Source organism: Cryobacterium sp. MDB2-A-1 (assembly GCF_004402675.1).
GTDB classification, from domain to species: domain Bacteria; phylum Actinomycetota; class Actinomycetes; order Actinomycetales; family Microbacteriaceae; genus Cryobacterium; species Cryobacterium glucosi.
Map to the genome: position 1 here is coordinate 149,672 of NZ_SOFK01000022.1, position 23,423 is coordinate 173,094.

The following is a 23,423-nucleotide window of genomic DNA, read 5'->3' on the forward strand; positions in this document are numbered from 1 at the left end:
CATGACTACCCTGACCGACAAGATCCGTCCCCGCCGCGATTCCGGCGCCCCGGAACCCAAGCCGCTCAAGCTGCCCAAGGTGCACACCCGCAAGACCACCGGCGACTGGGTCATCCTGTTCATCGCCATCATCATCGGCCTGTTCATCGCGATCCCGTTCGTGATGATCGTGATCAACTCCTTCAAGTCTCCGGCCGACTACAACAGCTCCGGCCCCCTTGCCCTGCCGAGCAACCTCTACTTCGACGGCATCATCAACTTCTGGACCAGGGTCAACTTCCCGGAGAAGCTCTGGAACAGCGTCGTCATCTCGAGTGTCGTCGCCGTGGCCGCCGTGCTGCTGTCGATGTTCAACGCCTACGCGATCGGGATCGGCCGCATCCGCGGTCGGACCTGGATCGTCGTCCTCATCCTGCTCGCCAACATGGTGCCGCAGGAGGCCCTGCTCTACCCGCTCTACTTCATGTTCAAGCAGGTCGGCCTCTACGACAACATCTGGGCCGTCATCATCATCTTCACGGTCATCCAGAGCGCCTTCGGCACCTACCTGCTGTCGAGCGTCTACGGAACCTTCCCGAAGGAACTCCTCGAGGCGGCCTCCCTCGACGGCGCGAGCCGCTGGCAGATCCTCTGGCGCGTCGTCTACCCGATCAGCCGGTCGACCCTCGCGGTGCTCCTGATCTTCTTCTTCATCTGGACCTGGAACGAATTCCTGATCCCGTTGACGTTCCTGGTCAGCAACGCGAACCAGACGGTCCCGGTCGCGATCAGCGTGCTGCAGGGCGATCGCCTGATGGACGTCACCACCACGAGCGCATCCGCATTGCTCGGCCTGCTGCCGACGCTCGTCTTCTTCCTCATCTTCCAGCGCACGCTGACGCGTGGCATTACCGCAGGAGCAGTCAAGTAATGAAGTTCACCGATGGATTCTGGCACGTGCGACCCGGCGTCACGCCGCTCTATGCGCAGGAGGCGTACGACCTCGAGGTCGTGCCCTGCGCGACGGGTGACGGCGACGCACTGCGGATCGACGCCCCCACCAAGGTCATCGCCCACCGCGGCGACGTGCTCAACCGTGCCCTGCTCTCGGTGACGCTGTCCTCCCCGCTGCCCGGCGTGATCCGGGTGCGGGTGGCCAAGAACACCGGCGGAGCCACGGAGCCCGGGTTCGAGCTCGACGGCGCCGTCACCGGCAGCGGCATCGTGTCCGTCGACGCGGACGGTGGGACGGTCACGAGCGGCCCCCTGACCGCGCGCATCGACAGGGGGAGCCCCTGGAGCCTCCGCTTCGAGGCCGACGGGCGCACCCTGACCGAGAGCGGGCCGAAATCGATCGGCTACCTGCAGCTCGCCGACGGCGCGCCGATCGCGGCGGAACCCACCGGGGTCTCCGGCGTCACGGAGACCGGGCTCGCCGCCGCATCCGCTTACGTGCACGCGCGGCTCGGGCTCGGCGTCGGCGAACTCGTCTACGGTCTCGGCGAACGCTTCGGCCCTCTCGTGAAGAACGGCCAGACCATCGACATCTGGAACGCCGACGGCGGCACCTCGAGCGAGCAGTCCTACAAGAACATCCCGTTCTACCTCACCAACCGGGGCTACGGCGTGCTCGTCAACCACGCAGAGCACGTCTCCTTCGAGGTCGGCACCGAGTCGGTCGAACAGGTGCAGTTCTCCGTCGCCGGAGAGTACCTCGAATACTTCGTGATCTACGGGCCGACGCCCAAGGACGTGCTCGGCCGCTACACGGAGCTGACCGGGCGCCCGGCCCAGGTGCCGGCCTGGTCGTACGGCCTCTGGTTGTCGACCTCGTTCACGACCCAGTACGACGAGGCGACGGTCAACTCCTTCATCGACGGCATGGCCGAACGCGACCTGCCGCTCTCGGTCTTCCACTTCGACTGCTTCTGGATGCGCGAATTCAACTGGACCGACTTCGAGTGGGACCCGCGGGTGTTCCCGGACCCCGAGGGGATGCTCGCCCGCCTGCACGGCAAGAACCTGCACGTGAGCGCCTGGATCAACCCGTACATCGCCCAGCGCGCCCCGATCTTCGCCGAGGCCCAGGCGGCCGGCTACCTCGTGAAGAGGGCTGACGGCTCCGTCTGGCAGTGGGACTTCTGGCAGGCAGGCATGGGCCTCGTCGACTTCACCAACCCGGATGCCGTCACCTGGTTCCAGGGCAAGCTGCGGCACCTGCTCGACCAGGGCGTCGACGCCATCAAGACCGACTTCGGCGAGCGGATCCCGCTCGACGTGGTCTGGCACGACGGTTCAAGCCCGGAGCGGATGCACAACTGGTACACCCAGCTCTACAACGCCGCCGTGTTCGAGGTGCTCCAGGAGCACCACGGCGTCGGCGACGCCGTTCTGTTCGCGCGCTCCGCGACCGTCGGCGGCCAGAAGCAGCCGGTGCACTGGGGCGGGGACAACTCCTCGAGCTACGAGTCGATGGCGGAGACGCTGCGCGGCGGGCTCTCGCTCGCCCTCTCGGGCTTCGGGTTCTGGAGCCACGACATCGGCGGCTTCGAGGGCATGCCCAATGCGGCCGTGCTCAAGCGCTGGCTCGCCTTCGGCCTGATGTCGAGCCACTCCCGCCTGCACGGCTCCACGAGCTACCGGGTGCCGTGGCTCTTCGACGACGGCACGGAGGAACCGGGCCAGAGCGCCGTCGACGTCACCCGTCGCTTCACGAAGCTCAAGCTCTCGCTGATGCCCTACCTGTACCAGGTCGGCCTCGAGGCGCACCGCACCGGCATCCCCTTCATGCGACCGATGCAGATCGAATTCGCCGGCGACCCCGCGGTCGACTATCTCGACCGCCAGTACCTGCTCGGCCACGACCTGCTCGTCGCTCCCGTCTTCAGCGAGGCCGGCGACGTGTCGTACTACCTCCCCGCCGGGACGTGGACGAACTACCTGACCGGCGAGACCGCGGCCGGACCGGCCTGGCGCCGCGAGACCCACACGTTCGACAGTATTCCGTTGTGGGTGCGGGAGGGTGCTGTGCTCGCGACGGGCGCCAGGGACGACCGGCCGGACTACGACTACACCGATGACGTCCTGATCACGGTCTATCCCGGCGGCGACGCCACCAGGACCGTGCTCGTGTCGGATCCGCTCGGCGATTCCGTCGTGACCTTTACGATTGTGGAAGACGGCGACGGGGTCACGGTGCAGAGTGACTCGGACGCCGCGTTCCGCGCCAGGCGCGCGGGAGGCGACACCTCAGCATCCGCGAATCGAAAGGCCACCCTCTCATGACCGATTCCCGCCAGGGCAACCCGGACTACCGCGACTCGGGGCTGGAGTTCCCCGCCGGATTCGTGTTCGGTTCGGCGACGGCCGCGTACCAGATCGAGGGTGCCTTCGATAAGGATGGCCGCGGCCCGTCGATCTGGGACACCTTCAGCCACACGCCCGGCGCGATCCTGAACGGTGACACCGGCGACAAGGCGAGCGACCACTATCACCACCTCGAGGAAGACCTCGACCTGATGCAGCGGCTGGGCCTGCACGCGTACCGGTTCTCGATCTCGTGGTCCCGGATCCAGCCCACCGGCCGCGGCCCGGTCAACGAGAAGGGCCTCGCGTTCTACGAGCGGCTCGTCGACGGGCTGCTCGAGCGCGGCATTCGTCCGATCGCGACGCTCTACCACTGGGACCTCCCGCAGGCCCTGGAGGACGAGGGCGGCTGGACCAACCGCGAGACCGCGTACGCGTTCGCCGAGTACGCGGGGATCATGGGCGCGGCTCTCGGCGACCGGATCGACACCTGGACGACGCTCAACGAGCCGTGGTGCTCCGCGTACCTGGGCTACGGCTCCGGGGCGCACGCGCCCGGTCGAACCGACGGTGCGGAGGCGTTGACCGCGGTCCACCACCTCAACCTCGCGCACGGGCTCGCGATCACGGAACTCCGGAAGGTCGTCACGAACGACCCGGACTTCTCGATCACGCTCAACCTGCACGTCGTGCGAGGCGAGGGCCCCGGTGGGCCAGAGGCCGTTCGGCAGATCGAGGGCCTCGGCAACCGGGTCTTCCTCGGCCCGTTGCTGAAGGGCGAGTACCCGGCGGATGTCCTCGCCGACACCGCAGCGATCACCGACTGGTCCTTCGTGCGGCCCGGCGACACCGAGATCATCCACCAGCCGATCGACGTGCTCGGCGTCAACTACTACTCGACCACGCGAGTGCGGCTCTGGGACGGCGAGGCCCCGCGCCAGAGCGCCGACGGCCACAAGGACGCCGCCGGCTCTCCCTGGCCCGGCGCCGACCGGGTCGAATTCGTGCAGCAGGCCGGCCCGTACACCGATATGGGCTGGAACATCGAGCCCGCGGGCCTCGAGGAACTGCTCGTGTCGCTCAGCGAGGAATTCCCGGACCAGCCGCTCATGATCACCGAGAACGGCGCAGCCTTCCCGGACACCCTCGTGCAGGAAGCGGACGGCCCCGCCGTGCACGACCCGCTGCGCACCGACTACCTGCAGCGGCACTTCACCGCCGCACACCGGGCCCTCGCGCGCGGCGTCGACCTGCGCGGGTACCAGGTCTGGTCGTTCATGGACAACTTCGAGTGGGCCTATGGCTACTCGATGCGGTTCGGCATCGTCTACGTGGACTACGACACCGAGGTGCGCACCCCCAAGGACAGTGCCCTCTGGTACGCGAAGCTCGTCGCCACGGGAATCATCCCCGCCGCCTGATCCCCGGAGGCTGATCCCGCCGCCTGATCCCGCTACCTTCCGGTCGAGAGTGCCCGTTTCCGCGGTCGCTCTCGACCGGAAAGGTCACTCTGGCGCGCCGGGAAAACCGTGCACGCGCACGGTTTTGCGGTTTGGTGCAACAAATTCGGTTCCGGCCCTGAATTCTCACGTTGTAATTGCCAGATCTGCGTCCCTGGCCCAAAAGAGGGGGTGACTCGGGGCCGAATCCTGTTATATGTTGGATGCGTCAACATAAGCGCGTGTCGCCATGTTGATGACAGCGTTACAAGGGGGTAATGGTGGTTTTCCTGCCGCCTCCTCGTGCGATCACAGCATTCAGAGCAGAAAGCAGATCATGACGAAAACCAAGAGGCTGTTCACGATTGTCGCTACGGGGGCCGTTGCGCTCTCGCTCGCGGCGTGTTCAACGGCCACCACATCAGGGACCGGAAGCACCACGGCAGCAATCGCGGACTGCAACGTCGGCATCTCGATGCCCACGAGAAGCCTCGAGCGCTGGATCAACGACGGCGAAGGCCTCAAGACCAAGCTCGAAGGGGCCGGCTGCACCGTCGACCTTCAGTACGCCGACAACAAGACCGACCAGCAGATCAGCCAGATCCAGAACCAGGTCGCCGGCGGGGCCAAGATCCTCGTCGTCGCAGCGATCGACGGCAAGGTACTCGCACCGGCACTCGCCGACGCGAAGAAGCAGGACGCCACGGTCATCGCCTACGACCGCCTGATCAACGGGACCGCCGACGTCGACTACTACGCGACGTTCGACAACTACAAGGTCGGCCAGCTCCAGGGGCAGTTCATCGAGAAGGAACTCGGCCTCAAGGACGGCAAGGGTCCGTTCAACCTCGAGCCCTTCGCCGGCAGCCCCGACGACAACAACGCCAAGTTCTTCTTCTCCGGCGCATGGGACGTGCTCCTGCCCTACGTGACGAGCGGCCAGCTGGTCGTCCCGAGCGGCAAGGCTCCGAAGACGAACGACGCGTGGACCACGATCGGAATCCAGGGCTGGGCGTCCGACAAGGCACAGGCCGAGATGGACAACCGGCTCTCCTCGTTCTACGGCAACGGCGCCAAGGTCAACGTCGTGCTCTCCCCGAACGACAGCCTCGCGGTCGGCATCGAAGCCTCCCTGAAGTCGGCCGGCTACACCGCAGGCACCGACTACCCGATCATCACGGGCCAGGACGCGGACAAGGCGAACGTCAAGGCCATCCTCGCGGGCACCCAGTCGATGACCGTCTGGAAGGACACCCGTACCCTGGGCGCCCAGGTCTTCACGATGATCCAGTCGATCGCGGCCGGCACAACGGTCGAGGTGAACGACACCAAGACGTACGACAACGGCAAGAAGGTCGTCCCGTCCTACCTGCTGGCCCCTGAGGTCGTCACGAAGGACCTCGTGCAGACGAAGCTCATCGATTCCGGGTTCATCAAGGCATCGGACGTCGGCCTCTAAGCCGTACCGAAGAAACCGAATTCCGTACCGACTGCGGTGGTGGCGGGGCCCTGGGCTTCGCCACCACCGTGGTCGGTACGCACCCGAACGACGTATTCGCTGACAGGAGCGACACACATGAACGGTCCGATTCTTCGGATGATCGACATCGGGAAAGACTTCAGCGGGGTCAAAGCCCTCGACTCAGTCACCCTCGAAGTCGAGCGCGGCAAGGTGCACGGCATCTGCGGTGAGAACGGCGCAGGCAAGTCGACGCTGATGAAGGTGCTGAGCGGCGTCTACCCGCACGGCAGCTACGACGGCACGATCGAATTCGAGGGGGAAGAGGCCCAGTTCAGATCGATCAACGACAGCGAAGCGGTCGGGATCGTCATCATCCACCAGGAACTCGCGCTCAGCCCGTACCTCTCGATCGCGGAGAACATCTTCCTCGGCAACGAGAACGCCACCCGCGGCGTCATCGACTGGAACAAGACCAACCTCGAGGCCGCGAGCCTGCTCGCCCGGGTCGGTCTCGACGAGAACCCGGCCACGAAGGTGCTCGAGCTGGGCGTCGGCAAGCAGCAGCTCGTGGAGATCGCCAAGGCGTTGTCGAAGCGGGTCAAGCTCCTGATCCTCGACGAGCCGACCGCGGCTCTCAACGACGAAGACTCCGACCACCTGCTCGACCTGATCGAGCACCTGCGGGGCCAGGGCATCACGAGCATCATCATATCCCACAAGCTCAAGGAGATCCGCCGGATCGCGGACACGGTGACCGTGATCCGGGACGGCAAGACGATCGAGACGATCGACATGCACGGTCCCGACGCGACCCAGGCCCGCATCATCCGCTCGATGGTCGGCCGCGACCTCAACAGCATGTTCCCGCCCAGGGACCCGAAGATCGGCGCAGAGATCCTCCGGGTCGAGGACTGGAACGCGTACCACCCGGTGGACACCGGCAGGAAGATCGTCGACAACGCCTCGTTCACCGTGCACGCGGGCGAGGTCGTCGGCTTCGCCGGGCTGATGGGCGCGGGCCGCACCGAACTGGCCATGAGCATCTTCGGACGCTCGTACGGCACCAACATCACCGGCCGGGTCTTCAAGAACGGCACCGAGATCTCGGTGCGCACGGTCGACGAAGCCATCCGCAACGGAATCGCGTACGCGACGGAGGACCGCAAGAAATACGGGCTCAACCTGATCGGCGACATCACCGTGAACGTCTCGGCGGCGGCGCTGGCGACCCTCGCCCGGTTCGGCGTGATCGACCGCCACCGCGAGTACAAGATCGCGGACGACTACCGCAGGCGGATGAACATCAAGGCGCCGAGCGTCTCGTCGATCACCGGCCAGCTCTCCGGCGGCAACCAGCAGAAGGTCGTGCTGTCGAAGTGGGTCTTCACCGGCCCCGACGTGCTCTTCCTCGACGAACCGACCAGAGGCATCGACGTCGGCGCCAAGTACGAGATCTACGGCATCATCAACGAGCTCGCCGCGGCAGGAAAGGCCGTCGTCGTCATCTCCTCCGAACTACCGGAGCTTCTCGGCATCTCCGATCGCATCTACGCGATCTCCGAGGGTCGCATCACAGGCGAAGTCGCCGCGAAGGATGCCACCCAGGAAAGCCTCATGCACCTCATGACTGCGGGAAAGGACTAGACCGCAATGACCACCACCACCCCAGCCACGCGCAAGCCCCGGCTGGCCATCAACTTCCGCCAGTACGGCATTCTCGCCGCGCTCGTCGTCATCATCGTTCTGTTCGAAGTGCTCACGAAGGGCCGGCTGCTGCTGCCCGGCAACGTGAACAACCTCATCCAGCAGAACGCCTACGTGTTGATCCTCGCGATCGGCATGGTCGTCGTGATCATCGCCGGCCACATCGACCTCTCGGTCGGCTCCGTCGTCGCCATGGTCGGTGCGGTCTCGGCCATCGCGACGAACCAATGGGGCTTCCCGTGGTGGGCGGCCGTGTTGCTCGCCCTCGTCGTGGGTGCGGTCGTGGGCGCCTGGCAGGGCTTCTGGATCGCCTTCGTCGGAATCCCCGCCTTCATCGTGACCCTCGCCGGCATGCTGATCTTCCGCGGCCTCACGCTCGTCCTGCTGACCGGTGGCACGATCAGCGGGCTGCCGGACTCCTTCACGGCGATCGGCGCCGGTTGGTTGCCCGGAGTGCTGGGTGAGCTCGGCGGACGGGACACCCTGACTCTCGCCCTCGGCGCCATCACCTGCATCGCCCTCGTCGCGCAGCAGCTGCGCACCCGTGCGACCCTGCGGCGCCTCGAGCTGCCCATGGAGTCCGTCGTGCAGATGGCCGTCAAGTCCGGCATTGCGGTCATCGCGATCATGTGGCTGGCCTGGCTTCTCTCCGGTTACCGCGGCACCCCGATCATCCTGATCGTCCTCGCCGTCCTGATTCTCGGCTACACGTTCATGCTGAACCAGACCGTCTTCGGCCGTCACGTCTACGCGATCGGCGGCAACCTCTTCGCCGCCATGATGAGCGGCGTGAAGACCAAATGGGTCAACTTCTACGTCTTCGTCAACATGGGCGTGCTCGCCGGACTCGCCGGCGTGGACAGCACGGCCCGCGCAGGCGGCGCCGTGGCTTCGGCAGGGCAGAACTACGAACTGGACGCCATCGCCGCGGTCTTCATCGGCGGCGCAGCCGTTCAGGGCGGCGTGGGAACGGTCGTCGGAGCCATCGTCGGTGGCCTCGTGATGGGTGTCCTGAACATGGGACTGTCGATCCTCTCGGTGGATGCCGCGTGGCAGATGGCCATCAAGGGTCTCGTCCTCCTGCTCGCGGTCGCGTTCGACATCTTCAACAAGCGGCGCAGCGGCGGACGCTGACTCCGGGGCGCGGGCGGTAGCCTTGTGCAACACGCGCGGACGGAGGAGTACCAGGTGCAGGGCAACAACCACGACGACATCCGTCGGCACAACCTGTCGGTCATTCTGCGCCTCGTCCACCGCAACGGGCCCACCTCCCGCGCCCAGCTGACCCGCCTCACCGGGCTGAACCGGTCGACCATCGCCGCCCTCGTCGGCGAGCTCGCCCAGCTCGGCCTCGCGGGGGAGCGGGACCCGGACTCGACGAACCAGGTCGGCCGGCCGAGCCCCATCGTGCACGTGGCCGCCGCGGTCGTCGCCCTCGCCGTGAACCCCGAGATCGACGCGGTCACGATCGGGATCGTGGGCCTCGACGGCACCGTGCACCGCCGCATCCGCTACCCGACCGAGCACACCCCGAGCCCGACGGAGGCCGTCAACATCGCCGCAGCCGTCATCGACGGGATGCGCGGCGAGCTCGAGGCCCGGTTCCGGGTCGTCGGCATCGGTGTCGCCGTTCCGGGCCTCGTGCGCGCCCACGACGGGCTCGTCCGGCTCGCCCCGCACCTCGGCTGGATCGACGAACCGCTCACGGACATGCTCGAGCAGGCCACCGGGTTTCCCGTCGTGGCCGCGAACGACGCGAGCCTCGGGGCGCTCGCCGAACGCTACTTCGGCGCGGGCAAGGGCATCACCGACCTGATCTACCTGAACGGCGGGGCAAGCGGCATCGGCGGCGGCATGATCGTCGGCGGCCTGCCCGTCGGCGGCGTCGCCGGCTATGCGGGCGAGTTCGGCCACACCCGCGTGAGCGGAAGCTCCCGCGTCGACTCCGCGGGGATCACGGGAACGCTCGAGGCCGAAGTGAGCCGGGAGGAACTGCTCGCGGTGCTCGGACTCTCCGGCTCCGGCGCGGACGCCGACGAACTCGAACGCGCCCTGCTCTCGACGGAATCCGCCGAGGTCCAGGCCGAGGTGCACCGCCAGCTCGACTTCCTCGCGGTCGCGCTCGGCGGGGCGATCAACATCCTCAACCCGCAGCTCGTCGTACTCGGCGGCTTCCTCGGCGCGCTCTTCAACGCGGATCCCGAACGCCTCCGCGCGGCCGTCGGTACCTGGTCGCTGCCGTCCTCCTTCGGGAGCGTGCGGATCACCGCGGCGGAACTGGGATCGAACCTGTTGATGATCGGTGCAGCGGAGCTCGCCTTCGAGGGCATCCTCGCCGACCCGAACGGGTTCGGCGTCTCCGACTGATCCGTCCGGCGTGTCGCGGTCCGGCGGGAATAGCCGGAGGGGCGCCCGCCTTGGCACCAGTGGGCGAGAGTGTCTTTCGTCGTGTGCACCCGGGCGCACGACGGGCGCGGTGACCGTCCGGCCTGCACCCAGCATGCGTCCCAGCGCCAGCCCCCAGCACCCACAGTGAGGACACGTCCGCCGTGAGCACCGCCACCGCCCCCATTTCCGTCGTCCGGCATCCCGGAGATGCCCTGACCCGGCCGCAGCGCCTGGTCTACGTGCTCGTGCTCGGAGCCCTCACCGCGCTCGGCCCGTTCACGATCGACCTCTACCTGCCCGCGTTCCCCACGCTCGAGAGCGAACTCGGCGTCTCCGCTGCGGCCATCCAGCTCACCCTGACCGGGACCATGATCGGCTTCGGCTTCGGCCAGCTCGTCGTCGGGCCGTGGAGCGACCGGGTCGGTCGGCGCCTGCCTCTGCTCCTCGCGACCGGGTTCCATATCCTTGCCAGCGTCGGCGCCGCACTGTCCCAGGACATCGTCTGGCTCGGCGTCTTCCGGGTGCTGATGGGCTTCGGCGCGGCGGCGGGCGCGGTCGTCGCCCTCGCGATGGTGCGTGACCTGTTCGGCGGCAAGCCGCTCGTGCGGATGCTGTCCCGGCTCGCCCTGGTCAGCGGGCTCGCCCCCGTGCTCGCCCCGGTGATCGGGTCGCAGCTCCTCCTCGTGATGAGCTGGCGCGGCATCTTCTGGGTGCTCGCCGGCTACGGCGTCGTCGTCGTGGTGGCGGTCGCGTTCCTGATCGTCGAAACCCTCCCGACGCTGGAACGCCACGCCTCCGGGCACAACACACTTGCCCAGCGCTACCGGGCCGTGCTCGGCGACCGCACCTTCGTCGGGGTCGCGATCATCGGAGCGATGACCTTCACCGGGCTGTTCTCCTACCTCTCCGCCTCGCCCTTCCTGTTTCAGCAGGTGTACGCGTTCAGCCCGCAGCAGTACGGGGTGCTGTTCGCGGTGAACTCGCTCGGCATCGTCGCGGGCGTGCAGCTCTCCTCTGTGCTGATGCACCGTTTCAACGTCGCCCCGCAGTGGATCATCGCCGTATCGACGATCGTGCTGCTCACGGCGGCGATGGCGATCCTCGTGCTCGACCGCGCCGGCGCCGGCCTCTGGGGCACCCTCGTTCCGCTCTGGGTGTTCATCGCCGCGTGCGGCTTCACCTTCCCGTCGGCGCAGGTGATCGCGCTGGATGCGCACGGTCACGAGGCCGGGACCGCCGCGTCGCTGCTCGGCGCGGCCAACTTCGGGGTCGCGGGGCTGATCTCCCCGATCGTCGGACTGCTCGGGGTGGGCACCGCCGTGCCGATGTCCGCGGTCATGGGCGTGACGGCCGTTGTCTCGATCGTCGTGCTGTGGACCCTCGTGCGGCCGCGGTCGCTCGGGACGCTCGACGCGGCCTGAACCGCGCGGCCCGCGCCGGGCGCGACGTAGGCTGGACGCAGGTGCGACCTGGCACCCTGGGGACTCTCGATGCAGCCGGACCCGGCCCGCGGCATCCTGACTCGCGGGAAACCGAGCAAAGGACCCCGCCGTGACCACCGAATCACTGACCGTGATCACCGCAGCACACCTGCGGGCGACCGGGAGGCACCCGGGTGATGCGCTGTCCCGCGGGCAGCGGCTCGTCTACGTACTCATTCTCGGCGCGCTCACGGCGCTCGGCCCGTTCACGATCGACCTGTACCTTCCCGCGTTCCCGACACTGCAGAGCGAGCTCGGCGTCTCGGCGGCCGCCATCCAGCTCACCCTGACCGGCACCATGGTCGGGTTCGGGCTCGGCCAGCTCATTGTCGGGCCGTGGAGCGATAAGGTCGGCCGCCGACTGCCGCTCATGCTCGCGGCCGGCTTCCACATTGCGAGCAGCGTCGGCGCCGCGCTCTCGCCCGACATCGTCTGGCTCGGTGTCTTCCGCGTGTTGATGGGCTTCGGCGCCGCGGCGGGCGTCGTCGTCGCCCTCGCCATGGTGCGCGACCTGTTCGGCGGCAAGCCGCTCGTGCGGATGCTGTCCCGACTGGCCCTGATCAGCGGACTCGCGCCCGTGGTCGCGCCTGTTCTCGGCTCGCAGCTGCTGCTCGTGATGAACTGGCGCGGCATCTTCATCGTTCTCGCCGGGTACGGCGCTGTCGTGATCGCCGCGGTCGCCATCTGGATCGTCGAGACCCGGCCGGTGAACGAGCGCCACCACGCCGGGCACAGCACCCTCGGCCAGCGTTACCGGGCGGTGCTCGGCGACCGCACCTTCGTCGGGGTCGCGATCGTCGGCGCGATGACCTTCACCGGGCTGTTCTCCTACCTGTCGGCATCGTCGTTCCTGTTCCAGCAGGTCTACGCGTTCACGCCGCAGCAATACGGGGTGCTGTTCGCGGCGAACTCCCTCGGCATCGTCGTCGGGGTGCAGACGAGCTCCCGGCTGATGCACCGCCACAACGTCGCCCCGCAGTGGATCCTGGCCTGCTCGACCGCCGCGCTCGCCGTGTTCGCGACCCTGATGCTCGTGCTCGGCCTCGTCGACGCCGGGCTCTGGGGCGTGATCGTGCCGCTCTGGTTCTTCATCGCGGCGTGCGGATTCACCTTCCCCTCCGTGCAGGTGATCGCGCTCAACGCGCATCCGCACGAAGCGGGCACGGCGGCGTCCCTCCTCGGGGCGGGCAACTACGGGCTCGCGGGTCTCGTCTCGCCGGTCGTCGGGATGCTCGGGGTCTCGACCGCGGTGCCGATGGCCGCGGTCATGCTCGGGACCGCGCTCGCATCGGTGTGTTCCCTGTGGTTCGTGTTGCGCCCGCGGACGGTCCCGCGCCTCGCCCACTGAGTGCGCCCGCCGGGCAGCTGCGGCCGGTGCGGGCAGCTGCGGCCGGTGCCGACGACTGTGGCTCGCGCACGGGAAACAGGTGTCCGTGGCGGGAACGGGTGCGGGGGTCCGCCCCGAGGTCGGCCTAACATGGCCTGATGGACGATGACAGCGCCCGCGCACCCGAGCCAGACCCTGCACCCGCCGTCGCCCCGGAAACCGCGGCGGCCCCGGCGGCGCGACGCGTCGCCCGGCGCTGGCCTCTCCTCAGCGGTCTCGTGGCGGTACTCCTTGCCGCGGGCCTCGGCGCCCTGATCGTCTTTCGCGACAACGGGAATCCGCTCGTTATCGACACCGAGTGGATGGACGAGATCATCGAGCACCGGGCGCCGATCTGGGAGTACGCCTCGCTCGTGATGAACTTCCTCGGCGCGGGAATCGCCGGGGTCGTGATCATCCCGATCCTGATCCTGGCGGGACTGCTCCTGCTGAAACGTCCCTGGGCGGCGGGCTACTTCCTGGTGGCAACGATCGTCAGTTCCGGGCTCGTGCAACTTCTCAAGAACCTGTTCGGCCGCGCCCGCCCTCAGGACATGCTGGTCACCAGCGATTTCGGTTCATTCCCCTCCGGGCATGTAGCGAATGCGGCGACGATGGTCGTCTGCCTCGCCCTGATCTTCCCGAAGGTGTGGGTCTGGGTGGCCGGCGCGGTCTGGGCCGTCGCGATGATGGTCAGCCGCACCTACCTCGGCGCGCACTGGCTCACCGACACCATCGGCGGCCTGCTGCTCGGCATCGGCGTCGCCGTGCTGCTCTGGGCGCCCCTCGCCGCGAAACTGGACGGCGAGCGCCGGCTGGCCCGCCGGCATCCGCCCGCCCCAGAACCGGTTCGGCACCCCTTGTGAGGCTTGTGTACCCGGGACGGGTGTTTCGGGCCGTTTGAGGTGAAAATTCCGTCGAATTGGTCGGAATGCGGGGCAGACAACGGCGGATGAGCGCGGTAGCGTCATCGAATGAGAATCCTCCTTGTCGGGGCGGGCGGCGTCGGAGACGCGTTCGCGAAGATCATCGCCCGCCGGTCGTTCTTCGAGCGGGTGATCGTGAGCGACTACGACATCGGCCGGGCGGAACGGACGATCGCCGCCGTCGCAGCGAAGTACGGTGACGAGAGCGCGGCCCGGTTCACAGCGGCCCAGATCGATGCGGGCGATCCGGACCGCGTCGCATCGGTCGCCCGGGAACACGGCGCGACGCACGTGATGAACGCGGTCGAGCCGAAGTTCGTGCCGAGCGTGTTCGCCGGGGCGCTCGCCGCAGGCTGCGACTACCTCGACATGGCGGCGAGCCTTTCCGAGCCGCACCCGACGGACCCGTACCACGAGACCGGCGTCAAGCTCGGCGACGACCAGTTCGCGCTCGCCGCAGACTGGGAAACCGCCGGGCGGCTCGCCCTCGTCGGGATGGGCGTCGAGCCGGGGCTGTCCGACGTGTTCGCCCGGTACGCCGCAGACCACCTGTTCAGCGAGATCGACGAGCTCGGCACCCGCGACGGCGCCAATCTCGTCGTGCGCGACGAGTCCGGTGCCGAGATCTTCGCGCCCTCGTTCAGCATCTGGACCACGATCGAGGAATGCCTGAACCCGCCGGTGATCTTCGAGAAAGACCGCGGCTGGTTCACGACGCAGCCGTTCAGCGAACCGGAGATCTTCGACTTCCCGGAGGGGATCGGCCCGGTCGAGTGCGTGAACGTCGAGCACGAAGAGGTGTTGCTGATGCCGCGCTGGCTCGACGCGAAGCGGGTCACCTTCAAGTACGGGCTCGGTGAGGAGTTCATCGGCGTGTTGCAGACCCTGCACCGCCTCGGCCTCGACAGCGTGACCCCGGTGCGGGTGCGCAGTGAGTCCGGGCCCGTCTGGGTCGCGCCCCGCGACGTCGTCGCGGCGAGCCTGCCCGACCCGGCCACGATCGGACCCCGGATGACCGGGAAGACCTGCGCCGGGGTCTGGGTCACGGGCACAGGGGTCGACGGGGAGCCGCGCGAGGTGTACCTGTACCACGTGAGCGACAACGAGTGGACGATGCGCGAGTACGACGCCCAGTGCGTGGTCTGGCAGACCGCCCTCAACCCGGTGATCGCCCTCGAACTGCTCGCGACCGGCGCCTGGAGCGGACTCGGTGTGCTCGGTCCCGAGGCGTTCGACGCGAAACCGTTCCTCGACCTGATGAGCGCGAGCGAGGAATCCGGTGGATATGGCGAGCCCTGGGGGCTGGAAGACCGGCTGGTGCGGCCCGCTTCCGCGGCCGACCCGGCATGATCAACGGCGAGGTCTCGTTCTGGTGGAACCAGCTCGGCCGGCCGACGCAGCGTCCGCCGCTACCCGGTGCTCTCCGCGCCGACGTCTGCATCGTCGGCGCCGGCTACACCGGACTCTGGACCGCCTACTACCTGAAGAAGGCGGCGCCCGGCCTGCGCATCGTGATCCTCGAGCAGCGTTTCGCCGGTTACGGGGCCTCCGGGCGGAACGGCGGCTGGCTGACGAATTCGATCACGGGAGGACGCGAGCAGTATGTCGCCACCCACGGGCGCGACTCCGCGGCCCGGTTCCAGACCGCGATGAACGACACCGTCGACGAGGTGATCCGGGTCGCCGCCGCCGAGGGCATCGACGCCGACATCGTCAAGGGCGGCGAGTTCACCGTGGCGTGCGACGTGCCCCAGCAGCGGCGGCTCGAGGCGAGCGCCCGGGCCGAACAGGAGTGGGCGGAAACGGATGTCGAGCTCCTGACGGCTGCGGAGGCATCCGCTCGCGTGAACGTCGTCGGAGCCACGGGAGCGATGTGGCACCCGCACTGCGCTCGCATCCACCCGGCGAAACTCGCCGCCGGACTCGCCGGGGTCGTCGAGGCACTCGGCGTCGAGATCTACGAGGACACCACCGTGACCGAGATCACGCCGCACCGCGCGGTCACGGCGCGCGGGGTCGTCGCCGCCGACGTCGTCGTGCGGGCGACCGAAGGCTTCACCGCGGGACTGCGCGGCCTGCACCGGGCCTGGCTGCCGATGAACTCGTCGCTGATCGCGACGGCGCCGCTCGCGCCGGCGGTCTGGGAGAGCATCGGCTGGGACGCTTGCGAGACCCTCGACGATATGGCGCACGCCTACATGTACGCCCAGCGCACCGCCGACGACCGCATCGCGATCGGCGGCCGCGGGGTGCCGTACCGGTTCGGGTCGCGGACGGACTCCGACGGGCACACCCCTGCGGGCACGGTCGACGCGCTGCGCGGCATCCTCAACCGGTTCTTCCCCGCGACGACAGGGGTGACGATCGACCACGCCTGGTCCGGCGTGCTCGGGGTTCCTCGGGACTGGGCCGCGACGGTCGGCCTCGACCCGGCGACCGGGCTCGCCTGGGCGGGCGGGTACGTCGGAACCGGGGTCGCGACCACGAACCTGGCCGGGCGCACGCTGACCGAGCTGATCCTCGCGCGGGCCGCCGGGAACGCACCGGGCGGTGCGGCCGGTGGTGCGGCCGGTGCTGCGGCCGCGCTGAGTGAGCTGCCCTGGGTCAACCATCGGGTGCGGAACTGGGAGCCCGAGCCGCTGCGCTGGCTTGCGGTGACCGGGCTGTATCGCGCGTACGGGATCGCGGACCGCGCCGAGCACGGCGGCCGCCGCACGACGACCTCGCCGCTCGCGACGATCGCCGATCGCGTCTCGGGCCGAGGCCACTGAACCGATTCGACGGAGTTCTTGGGTGTCGAACGCGTGGGAGCGCGGTCGCGGCGGACGCCCTGGGTCGGGCCGGCCGCGGATGTGGTCTACTCGAGGCATGAACGTTCCGCCGGCGCCCCGTGCGCCCGATGCTTCCGCCGAAACTTCCGCCGAGACCCTCGTGGCCGCATACCGGGTCGCGCTGGCCGCGGCCGACGCGGCCGCGGTGAGCGTGCGTGCGGCGCGCCCCGAAGACCTGCCCGCGGTCGTCGCGCTCTTCGAGCGCACCTGGGGTGCCGGACGCAGCCCGGACGCCTCCCTCCTGCGCGCCCTCGACCACGCCGGTAACACGGTGCTCGTCGCCACGAGTGACGCCGATGCTGCACCCGCGTTCGTCGGGGCCGCACTCGGCTTCCTCGGCTGGACGGGCGGCATCCACCTGCACTCGCACATGACGGCCGTCGCCCCCGGGCTGCGCGGCGGCGGGGTCGGCTACGCGCTCAAGCTCTTCCAGCGCGCGGTCTGCCTCGAGCACGGCGTCGACGAGATGCGCTGGACCTTCGACCCGCTGATCCGCCGCAACGCGCACTTCAACCTCGTGAAACTCGGGGCAGAGGTGACCGACTTCCACCCCGACTTCTACGGGCGACTCGACGACGCGATCAGCGGCAGCGACCGCAGCGACCGGTTCGAGGTGCGCTGGCGCCTCGACTCGCGTCGGGTGCGTGCGGCGCTCGCCGGTTCCCCGCGGCCGCAGTGGAGCAGCGCCGAACCGACCCGCGACGGGCTGCCCGCCCCAGAACCCCTGCGGCTCGACCCTGACTTCGAGCGACTCCGCGACGACGCACCGGATGCCGCGGCCCGGCAACGCACCGACTCCCGCGTGTTCGCCGAGGCCTTCTCCCGCGGCCTCCGGCCCGAACTCGCCGGCGACTCCTGGGTGTTCACCTCCCGCCCCGCAGACCCCGCCTGACCCGCCTCGCCCCGCCCTATCTCCCCCCGACACGCCGCCCTTCGTGCGCGTGTGTTCCGCGAGAGCGCACTTGTGGCCCTTAAACCCGAGGTTTAAGGGCCACAAGTGCGCTCTCGCGGCCGGGATTTTGGCGCACGGATCGCGTGTGGGACTAGGATCGCGCCATGAATCCGAGCGACGCCGCCGATCACCTGTCCGAACTCCAGGCCGCAGCCGAGGCCGCGGTCGCCGCGGCCCGCCAGGCGCAGGCCGACGCCGAAGCCGCCCTCGCGAGAGTGCAGGCTGCGGCCGTTCAGGAGCAGGCGGATGCCGCGACGGCGACCGCCCAGACCGGGTCCGGCCCGGCGGCACCGGTGCCGGCACCCGCGGCACCCGCGGCACCCGCGGCGCCCGCGGCACACGCAACACCGCTCACGGCCGCCCAGGTCGACGTGATCCGGGCCGGCTACGCCTTCAGCGGGCCGGCGCTCGAGATGGGGGCCCTCGTCAACGGCGACGCCCTCGCCGACGTGCCGATCCGGATCCCGCTCGCGATGACCAACCGGCACGGCCTCGTCGCCGGCGCCACCGGAACCGGCAAGACCCGCACCCTGCAGGTGCTCGCCGAGCAGCTCTCCGCGCACGGCGTGCCCGTGTTCGCCGCCGACATCAAGGGCGACCTGTCCGGGGTCGCGACCGCGGGCGTGCCGAACGACAAGCTGCTCGCCCGCACCCGCGGCATCGGGCAGGACTGGGCCGGCCAGGCCGCCCCGACCGAGTACTTCTCCCTCGGCGGCACCGGCCGCGGTGTACCGGTGCGCGCGACCGTCGCCGGGTTCGGCCCGCTGCTCCTCAGCAAGGTCCTCGGCCTCAACGACACCCAGGAGTCCAGCCTCGGCCTCGTCTTCCACTACGCCGACCAGGCCGGCCTGCCGCTGCTCGACCTCACCGACCTGCGCGCGGTCCTGAGCTTCCTGACGAGCCCGGCAGGCAAAGCCGAGCTCGCCGGGCTCGGCGGACTGTCCCCGGCGACCGTCGGCGTGATCCTCCGCGAGCTGATCACCTTCGCCGACCAGGGCGCCGACGTGTTCTTCGGCGAGCCCGAGATCGACACCCGGGAGTTCCTCCGCACCGCGCCGGACGGCCGCGGCGTGATCAGCCTGCTCGAGGTGCCCGGCGTGCAGAACCAGCCAGCGCTCTTCTCGACGTTCCTGATGTGGCTCCTCGCCGACCTCTACAACGACCTGCCAGAGGTCGGCGACCTCGACAAGCCCAAGCTCGTGTTCTTCTTCGACGAGGCGCACCTGCTCTTCGCGAACGCCTCCAAGGACTTCCTCGCGTCGATCACCCAGACCGTTCGGCTCATCCGCTCGAAGGGAGTCGGCATCTTCTTCGTCACCCAGACCCCCAAGGACGTGCCCGGCGATGTGCTCGCCCAGCTCGGCTCCCGTGTGCAGCACCAGCTGCGGGCCTTCACCCCGGACGACGCCAAGGCGTTGCGGGCGACCGTCTCGACGTTCCCGAACTCCGGTTACGACCTCGAAGAGGTGCTCACCGGGCTCGGAACCGGCGAGGCGATCGTGACGGTGATGAACGAGAAGGGCGCCCCGAGCCCCGTGGCCTGGACGCGGCTGCGCGCGCCGCAGGGGTCGATGTCTCCGACTGCGGATGCCGCGATCGAGTCGGCCGTCGCGGCCTCGCCGCTCCTGGCGACATACGGCGCCGCGATCGACCGGGAGTCTGCGCGGGAGATCCTCGCGACCAAGCTCGAGGCGGCGAACCGGGCCGCGGCCGAGCAGCAGGCGGCAGAGCAGGCGGCGCTCGATGCGGCGAAGGCGGCCGCGGAGCGCGAGAAGGCGGACAAGGCCGCCGCCGCGCAGGAGGCGAAGGATGCGCGGGCCGGGGAGCAGGCCGACCGGAAGGCGCAGGCCGAATACGACCGGCTGATGCGGCAGACCGCGGGCCCGGCGCGCACCCGCACGAGCGCGAAGCCGCAGAAGAGCGTGCTCGAGGAGGTGCTCGGGTCGTCCGTGACGAAGTCGATCCTGACCGGGGTCGTTGCCGGCATCTTCGGAACCCGCCGCCGGCGCTGAGCCGCCGCCCGGCATCCGCTCAGCTTGTGTGGGAGGTGTAGCGGCGCTCGAACCAGTAGAGCAGCTCGGGCCGGGACCGGTTGAGGTCCTGCAGCGTCATCGGTTCGGCGACCCGCACGATCGGCGCGTCGAGCTGTTCGACGATCAGCTCCATCGCCCCGCGCGAATAGAACTGGCCGCGCATCCGCAGCAGCAGCCGGCCGTCGAGTCCCGTGATGAACAGCTGCGGGTGCGTGTCGAGCGCGCCGCTTTCGTAGAGGTCGAGCAGCACGATGGTGCCGATCACGGACTTGTCGTAGCTCGTGACCCTGCCCAGGAAGCCGCGTTCGGAGACGCCGTCCCTGTCGACCCAGATCACGGTGCGGAAGAACGCGATCGCGGCGAGAACGCAGATGGCGACGAGGATGATCTGGCCGACGAAAACCGGTCGCCAGGAATCTGTCGGGATCGTGAGCCAGTAGAGCACGGCGGAAACCGGGGCGACGAGGGCCAGCACGGACAGACCGGACTGCCGGAGCAACCGGCCGTGCGGTCTCAGAGCGTGCGCCCGAATGAGCGGTCCCCCAGTGACTTTCACCTTAAGCGTTCCCCCTAGCCGGTGTACCCAGATTATCGCGAATGAGAGAGCGTGCCGGATAGCCACCTTAAAGGGGACAGCACGCCGCACCCCGGTGCCCGGGTGCGTGCGGGCAGACGCCGGAACCGGGCGGCACGAGGGGATCGTGCCGCCCGGTTCCGGGTGGAGGCTGCGGTGCAGCCGGTCGTGCGGGCCGGGTCAGCGGCCGAGGATGCCGCCGAGGTCGATTCCGGTGCCGGTGCCGTCCGTGGCGCCGGTGCTGCCGGAGCCGCTGAGGGCACCGTCGACGATGTCGCTGACGCTCGCACCGATGTCATCGACCGACGCCGAGGTGCCGTTGCCGGCCGGAGCGGTGACAGGAGCGGTGACGGGCGCGGTCGTGTCGGTGGTGAGCGGAGCGGTCACGGGAGCCGTGACGGCCGTGTCGTTGCCGGAGGCGACCGGGACGTCGTTGCCGGACGCGACCGGGACGGAGGTGCCGTTGCCGATCGAGGCGCCGTTTCCGACGGAGTTGCCCGAGACGACCGGGCCGGAAACCAGCGGGGCGTTCAGCACGCCGCCGCCGAGGGCATCCGTGCTGGTTCCGTTCGCGCCGGACCTGTTCAGGCCGGACCCGTTCGCGTCGATGCCGCGCAGCGCGTCGTTCAGCAGGCCGAAGTCGACCGTGTTGGCCAGGCTGCTTCTGTCACTGCCCGAGGGGGAGACCGTACCGGTTTCCGCTGCCTGCGCCGGGGCGACGAAGCCGCAGACGATGAGGGCGGATGCCGCGACTCCGGTGATTCCGAATGCGGTGAGACGCTTCGTAATGGTGTTCATGAGAGCTCCATTTCGTAGTTCTGGTCCGGCCTCGGGTATTCCCCGGGCCGCACAAGTAGTCCGGAGCCCTCGTCGAGGCGGATTGGAATCCGTAGAGTGGGCTCGTGCCAGACTCTCCCAGCGCGCACCGCCGCGCGCAGCCACCGAGATTCCGGGCGCACCCGGCCCAGGCCGGCGTCGCGGCCTTCGCGCTGGCGATCCTCGTCGGCACAGCGCTGCTGATGCTGCCGATCGCGCGGGTGGGTCCCGGTGGGTCGAGCCTGCTCGAGGCGATCTTCACCGCGACGAGCGCGGTCTGCGTCACCGGGCTCGTCGTCGTCGACACCGCGACGCACTGGGCGCCCTTCGGGCAGGTCGTGATCATGCTCCTGATCCAGGTGGGCGGCCTCGGCATCATGACGTTCGCGTCCGTCGTCGGGCTCTCGGTGCTGCGGAAGATGAGCCTCCGCTCCCGGATCACTGCCGCTGCCGAGGTCAAGAGCGTCGGACTCGAGGACGTGCGCGGTCTGGTGCTCGGCGTCGTGGGGACATCCGTGCTGATCGAGCTCTGCGTCGCCGTGGTGCTGAGCCTGCGGTTCCTCTTCGGCTACGGCGAGCCGCTCGGGAGGGCGCTCTGGCTCGGGCTGTTCCACGCGGTGTCCTCCTTCAACAACGCGGGGTTCGCCCTGTTCAGCGACAACATGATCTCCTACGCGACCGACCCGTGGGTCTGCCTCCCGCTCGCCGCGGCGGTCATCCTCGGCGGTCTCGGCTTCCCCGTGCTCGTGCAGCTGCGCCGGTACCCGCGCCTGCCCCGGAAATGGGTGATGAACACCCGGCTCGTGCTCGCGGGCACCGTTGTGCTCCTCGTTGCAGGCACCGTGTACCTCACAGCGGTCGAGTGGTCGAACCCGTCGACCCTCGGGCCGTTGGGCTGGTCGGACAAGATCCTGGTCGGATTCTTCCAGTCGGTCCAGGCGCGCACGGCGGGCTTCAACAGCATCGACTGGGGCCAGATGGACTCGGCGAGCCTGCTCGGCACCGACGTGCTCATGCTGATCGGCGGCGGCCCCGCCGGAACCGCGGGCGGCATCAAGATCACGACCTTCGCCGTGCTGTTCTTCGTCCTCGTCGCGGAGATTCGCGGCGAAGGGACGGTCACCGTGTTCGGCAAGCAGCTCGCCCGCTCGGTGCAACGCCAGGCCATCACGATCGTGCTGATCGCCGTGGCCGTGATCGCCTTCTCCACAGTCATCCTGATGCTCCTGACCGATTTCAGCCTCGACGCGCTGCTCTTCGAGGCGATCTCTGCCTTTGCTACCGTGGGGCTCTCGACCGGCATCACCGCGGCCATTCCTCCCGGCGGGCAGGTCGTGCTGATGCTGCTCATGTTCATCGGCAGGCTCGGCCCGATCGCCTTCGCGTCCGCCCTCGCACTCCGGCAGCGGCCCAGCGCCTTCGAACTCCCCATAGAAAAGCCGATCATTGGCTAAGTTCTCCCTCTTCGGGCGTCGCTCGTCCTCCCGTCTCACCCCGGAGGACGCCGTTGTCGTGATCGGCCTCGGCCGGTTCGGCAGCTCCCTCGCCCTCGAGCTGATGAAAAGCGGCACCGAGGTGCTCGGGATCGACGGCGATGCCGATATCGTCCAGGCGCACAACGGCCTGCTCACCCACGTCGTGCGCGCAGACTCGACGAAAGAGGAGACCCTCCGCCAGCTCGCGGTCGCCGACTTCAGCACAGCGGTCGTCGCGATCGGCGGCGACATCCAGGCGAACATCCTCACGGCGTCGCTGGTGCTCAAGCTCGGGATCGGCAACATCTGGGCCAAGGCGGTGAGCGAACCGCACGGCGCGATCCTCGACCAGCTCGGCGTGACCCACGTGATCTATCCGGAGAAGGACATGGGCAAGCGGGTCGCGCACCTCGTGCGCGGGGTGATGCAGGACTATCTCGAGATCGGCGAGAACTTCGCCCTCGTCAAGATGGCGCCCCCTCGCGTGATCGTGGGGGTCTCACTCGGCGAGTCCCGGGTGCGTCCGGTGCACGGCGTGACCGTGACCGCGTTCTTCCACGAGGGGGCCGGCTGGAGCTACACGACCCTCGAGACGGTTCTCGAGGCCGGCGATGTGATCCTCGTCGCGGGGGAGACCGAGCGGGTCGAGGCGTTCAGCAGGCTGCGCTAAGGCCGGCGCAGAGGTTGGCGC

The 23,423-nt window shown here is 68.9% G+C and carries 18 protein-coding genes; 16 read left to right on the forward strand and 2 right to left on the reverse strand.

What is annotated here, in order from left to right; translation table 11 throughout:
* Window position 1: 1 nt before the first annotated feature.
* The 14 genes from E3O39_RS05630 (at window position 2) to E3O39_RS05695 (ending at window position 19,846) form a co-directional block, all read left to right on the forward strand.
* Window positions 2–910 (forward strand): carbohydrate ABC transporter permease, encoded by a 909-nt coding sequence (locus E3O39_RS05630; RefSeq protein WP_134446850.1) that lies wholly within the window; start codon window positions 2–4, stop codon window positions 908–910.
* Window positions 910–3,264: an alpha-xylosidase gene (yicI, locus tag E3O39_RS05635; RefSeq protein ID WP_134446852.1), complete on the forward strand. Its 2,355-nt coding sequence runs from the start codon at window positions 910–912 to the stop codon at window positions 3,262–3,264. The genes E3O39_RS05630 and yicI overlap by 1 nt, the downstream gene beginning before the upstream one ends.
* Complete coding sequence (locus E3O39_RS05640; protein WP_134446854.1) at window positions 3,261–4,706, forward strand: GH1 family beta-glucosidase; 1,446 nt, start codon at window positions 3,261–3,263, stop codon at window positions 4,704–4,706. Before yicI ends, E3O39_RS05640 begins: the two co-directional genes overlap by 4 nt.
* A gap of 355 nt (window positions 4,707–5,061) precedes the next feature.
* Window positions 5,062–6,183, forward strand: a complete 1,122-nt coding sequence (gene chvE / locus E3O39_RS05645) for a multiple monosaccharide ABC transporter substrate-binding protein (protein ID WP_134446856.1) — start codon at window positions 5,062–5,064, stop codon at window positions 6,181–6,183.
* Window positions 6,184–6,300: 117 nt separating this feature from the next.
* Window positions 6,301–7,830 (forward strand): multiple monosaccharide ABC transporter ATP-binding protein, encoded by a 1,530-nt coding sequence (gene mmsA / locus E3O39_RS05650; RefSeq protein ID WP_134446858.1) that lies wholly within the window; start codon window positions 6,301–6,303, stop codon window positions 7,828–7,830.
* Between the two features lie 6 nt (window positions 7,831–7,836).
* On the forward strand, window positions 7,837–9,024 hold the full coding sequence (mmsB, locus tag E3O39_RS05655; RefSeq protein WP_134446860.1) for a multiple monosaccharide ABC transporter permease: 1,188 nt from the start codon (window positions 7,837–7,839) through the stop codon (window positions 9,022–9,024).
* A gap of 54 nt (window positions 9,025–9,078) precedes the next feature.
* Window positions 9,079–10,257 (forward strand): ROK family transcriptional regulator, encoded by a 1,179-nt coding sequence (locus E3O39_RS05660; protein WP_134446862.1) that lies wholly within the window; start codon window positions 9,079–9,081, stop codon window positions 10,255–10,257.
* 182 nt (window positions 10,258–10,439) lie between these two features.
* A complete protein-coding gene (locus tag E3O39_RS05665) occupies window positions 10,440–11,699 on the forward strand; it encodes a multidrug effflux MFS transporter (protein ID WP_241984983.1) in 1,260 nt (419 codons plus the stop codon).
* Between the two features lie 130 nt (window positions 11,700–11,829).
* Window positions 11,830–13,107, forward strand: a complete 1,278-nt coding sequence (locus E3O39_RS05670; RefSeq protein ID WP_241984984.1) for a multidrug effflux MFS transporter — start codon at window positions 11,830–11,832, stop codon at window positions 13,105–13,107.
* A 137-nt stretch (window positions 13,108–13,244) separates the two neighbouring features.
* The gene (locus E3O39_RS05675; protein WP_134446864.1) at window positions 13,245–13,991 is read left to right on the forward strand and encodes a phosphatase PAP2 family protein; all 747 of its coding nucleotides are present in this window, start codon (window positions 13,245–13,247) and stop codon (window positions 13,989–13,991) included.
* Window positions 13,992–14,099: 108 nt separating this feature from the next.
* Complete coding sequence (locus tag E3O39_RS05680) at window positions 14,100–15,401, forward strand: saccharopine dehydrogenase family protein (RefSeq protein WP_134446866.1); 1,302 nt, start codon at window positions 14,100–14,102, stop codon at window positions 15,399–15,401.
* Window positions 15,398–16,822 carry an FAD-binding oxidoreductase gene (locus tag E3O39_RS05685; RefSeq protein ID WP_134446868.1) on the forward strand — a complete coding sequence of 475 codons (1,425 nt, stop codon included), beginning with the start codon at window positions 15,398–15,400 and terminating at the stop codon, window positions 16,820–16,822. The genes E3O39_RS05680 and E3O39_RS05685 overlap by 4 nt, the downstream gene beginning before the upstream one ends.
* A 97-nt stretch (window positions 16,823–16,919) precedes the next feature.
* On the forward strand, window positions 16,920–17,774 hold the full coding sequence (locus tag E3O39_RS05690; RefSeq protein ID WP_134446870.1) for a GNAT family N-acetyltransferase: 855 nt from the start codon (window positions 16,920–16,922) through the stop codon (window positions 17,772–17,774).
* A 164-nt stretch (window positions 17,775–17,938) separates the two neighbouring features.
* Window positions 17,939–19,846, forward strand: coding sequence for a helicase HerA-like domain-containing protein (locus E3O39_RS05695; RefSeq protein WP_134446872.1), 1,908 nt, complete (start codon window positions 17,939–17,941; stop codon window positions 19,844–19,846).
* A 19-nt stretch (window positions 19,847–19,865) separates the two neighbouring features.
* On the opposite strand, the gene E3O39_RS05700 is transcribed toward E3O39_RS05695, so the two are convergent.
* The gene (locus E3O39_RS05700) at window positions 19,866–20,342 is read right to left on the reverse strand and encodes a hypothetical protein (RefSeq protein ID WP_134446874.1); all 477 of its coding nucleotides are present in this window, start codon (window positions 20,340–20,342) and stop codon (window positions 19,866–19,868) included.
* 279 nt (window positions 20,343–20,621) lie between these two features.
* Window positions 20,622–21,239 carry a hypothetical protein gene (locus E3O39_RS05705; RefSeq protein ID WP_134446876.1) on the reverse strand — a complete coding sequence of 206 codons (618 nt, stop codon included), beginning with the start codon at window positions 21,237–21,239 and terminating at the stop codon, window positions 20,622–20,624.
* Between the two features lie 104 nt (window positions 21,240–21,343).
* On the opposite strand from E3O39_RS05705, the gene E3O39_RS05710 reads away from it, so the two are divergent.
* Together E3O39_RS05710 and E3O39_RS05715 are read left to right on the forward strand one after the other, a co-directional pair.
* Complete coding sequence (locus E3O39_RS05710) at window positions 21,344–22,711, forward strand: TrkH family potassium uptake protein (RefSeq protein WP_241984985.1); 1,368 nt, start codon at window positions 21,344–21,346, stop codon at window positions 22,709–22,711.
* Window positions 22,704–23,402 carry a TrkA family potassium uptake protein gene (locus tag E3O39_RS05715; RefSeq protein ID WP_134446878.1) on the forward strand — a complete coding sequence of 233 codons (699 nt, stop codon included), beginning with the start codon at window positions 22,704–22,706 and terminating at the stop codon, window positions 23,400–23,402. The genes E3O39_RS05710 and E3O39_RS05715 overlap by 8 nt, the downstream gene beginning before the upstream one ends.
* Window positions 23,403–23,423: the final 21 nt, after the last annotated feature.

What these genes read in the sequence shown, in the direction of transcription:
- E3O39_RS05630 (WP_134446850.1), top strand. Translation starts at nt 2, where the DNA reads ATGACTACCCTGACCGACAAGATCCGTCCCCGCCGCGATTCCGGCGCC.
- yicI (WP_134446852.1), top strand. Translation starts at nt 910, where the DNA reads ATGAAGTTCACCGATGGATTCTGGCACGTGCGACCCGGCGTCACGCCG.
- E3O39_RS05640 (WP_134446854.1), top strand. Translation starts at nt 3,261, where the DNA reads ATGACCGATTCCCGCCAGGGCAACCCGGACTACCGCGACTCGGGGCTG.
- chvE (WP_134446856.1), top strand. Translation starts at nt 5,062, where the DNA reads ATGACGAAAACCAAGAGGCTGTTCACGATTGTCGCTACGGGGGCCGTT.
- mmsA (WP_134446858.1), top strand. Translation starts at nt 6,301, where the DNA reads ATGAACGGTCCGATTCTTCGGATGATCGACATCGGGAAAGACTTCAGC.
- mmsB (WP_134446860.1), top strand. Translation starts at nt 7,837, where the DNA reads ATGACCACCACCACCCCAGCCACGCGCAAGCCCCGGCTGGCCATCAAC.
- E3O39_RS05675 (WP_134446864.1), top strand. Translation starts at nt 13,245, where the DNA reads ATGGACGATGACAGCGCCCGCGCACCCGAGCCAGACCCTGCACCCGCC.
- E3O39_RS05680 (WP_134446866.1), top strand. Translation starts at nt 14,100, where the DNA reads ATGAGAATCCTCCTTGTCGGGGCGGGCGGCGTCGGAGACGCGTTCGCG.
- E3O39_RS05685 (WP_134446868.1), top strand. Translation starts at nt 15,398, where the DNA reads ATGATCAACGGCGAGGTCTCGTTCTGGTGGAACCAGCTCGGCCGGCCG.
- E3O39_RS05690 (WP_134446870.1), top strand. Translation starts at nt 16,920, where the DNA reads ATGAACGTTCCGCCGGCGCCCCGTGCGCCCGATGCTTCCGCCGAAACT.
- E3O39_RS05695 (WP_134446872.1), top strand. Translation starts at nt 17,939, where the DNA reads ATGAATCCGAGCGACGCCGCCGATCACCTGTCCGAACTCCAGGCCGCA.
- E3O39_RS05705 (WP_134446876.1), bottom strand. Translation starts at nt 21,239, where the DNA reads ATGAACACCATTACGAAGCGTCTCACCGCATTCGGAATCACCGGAGTC.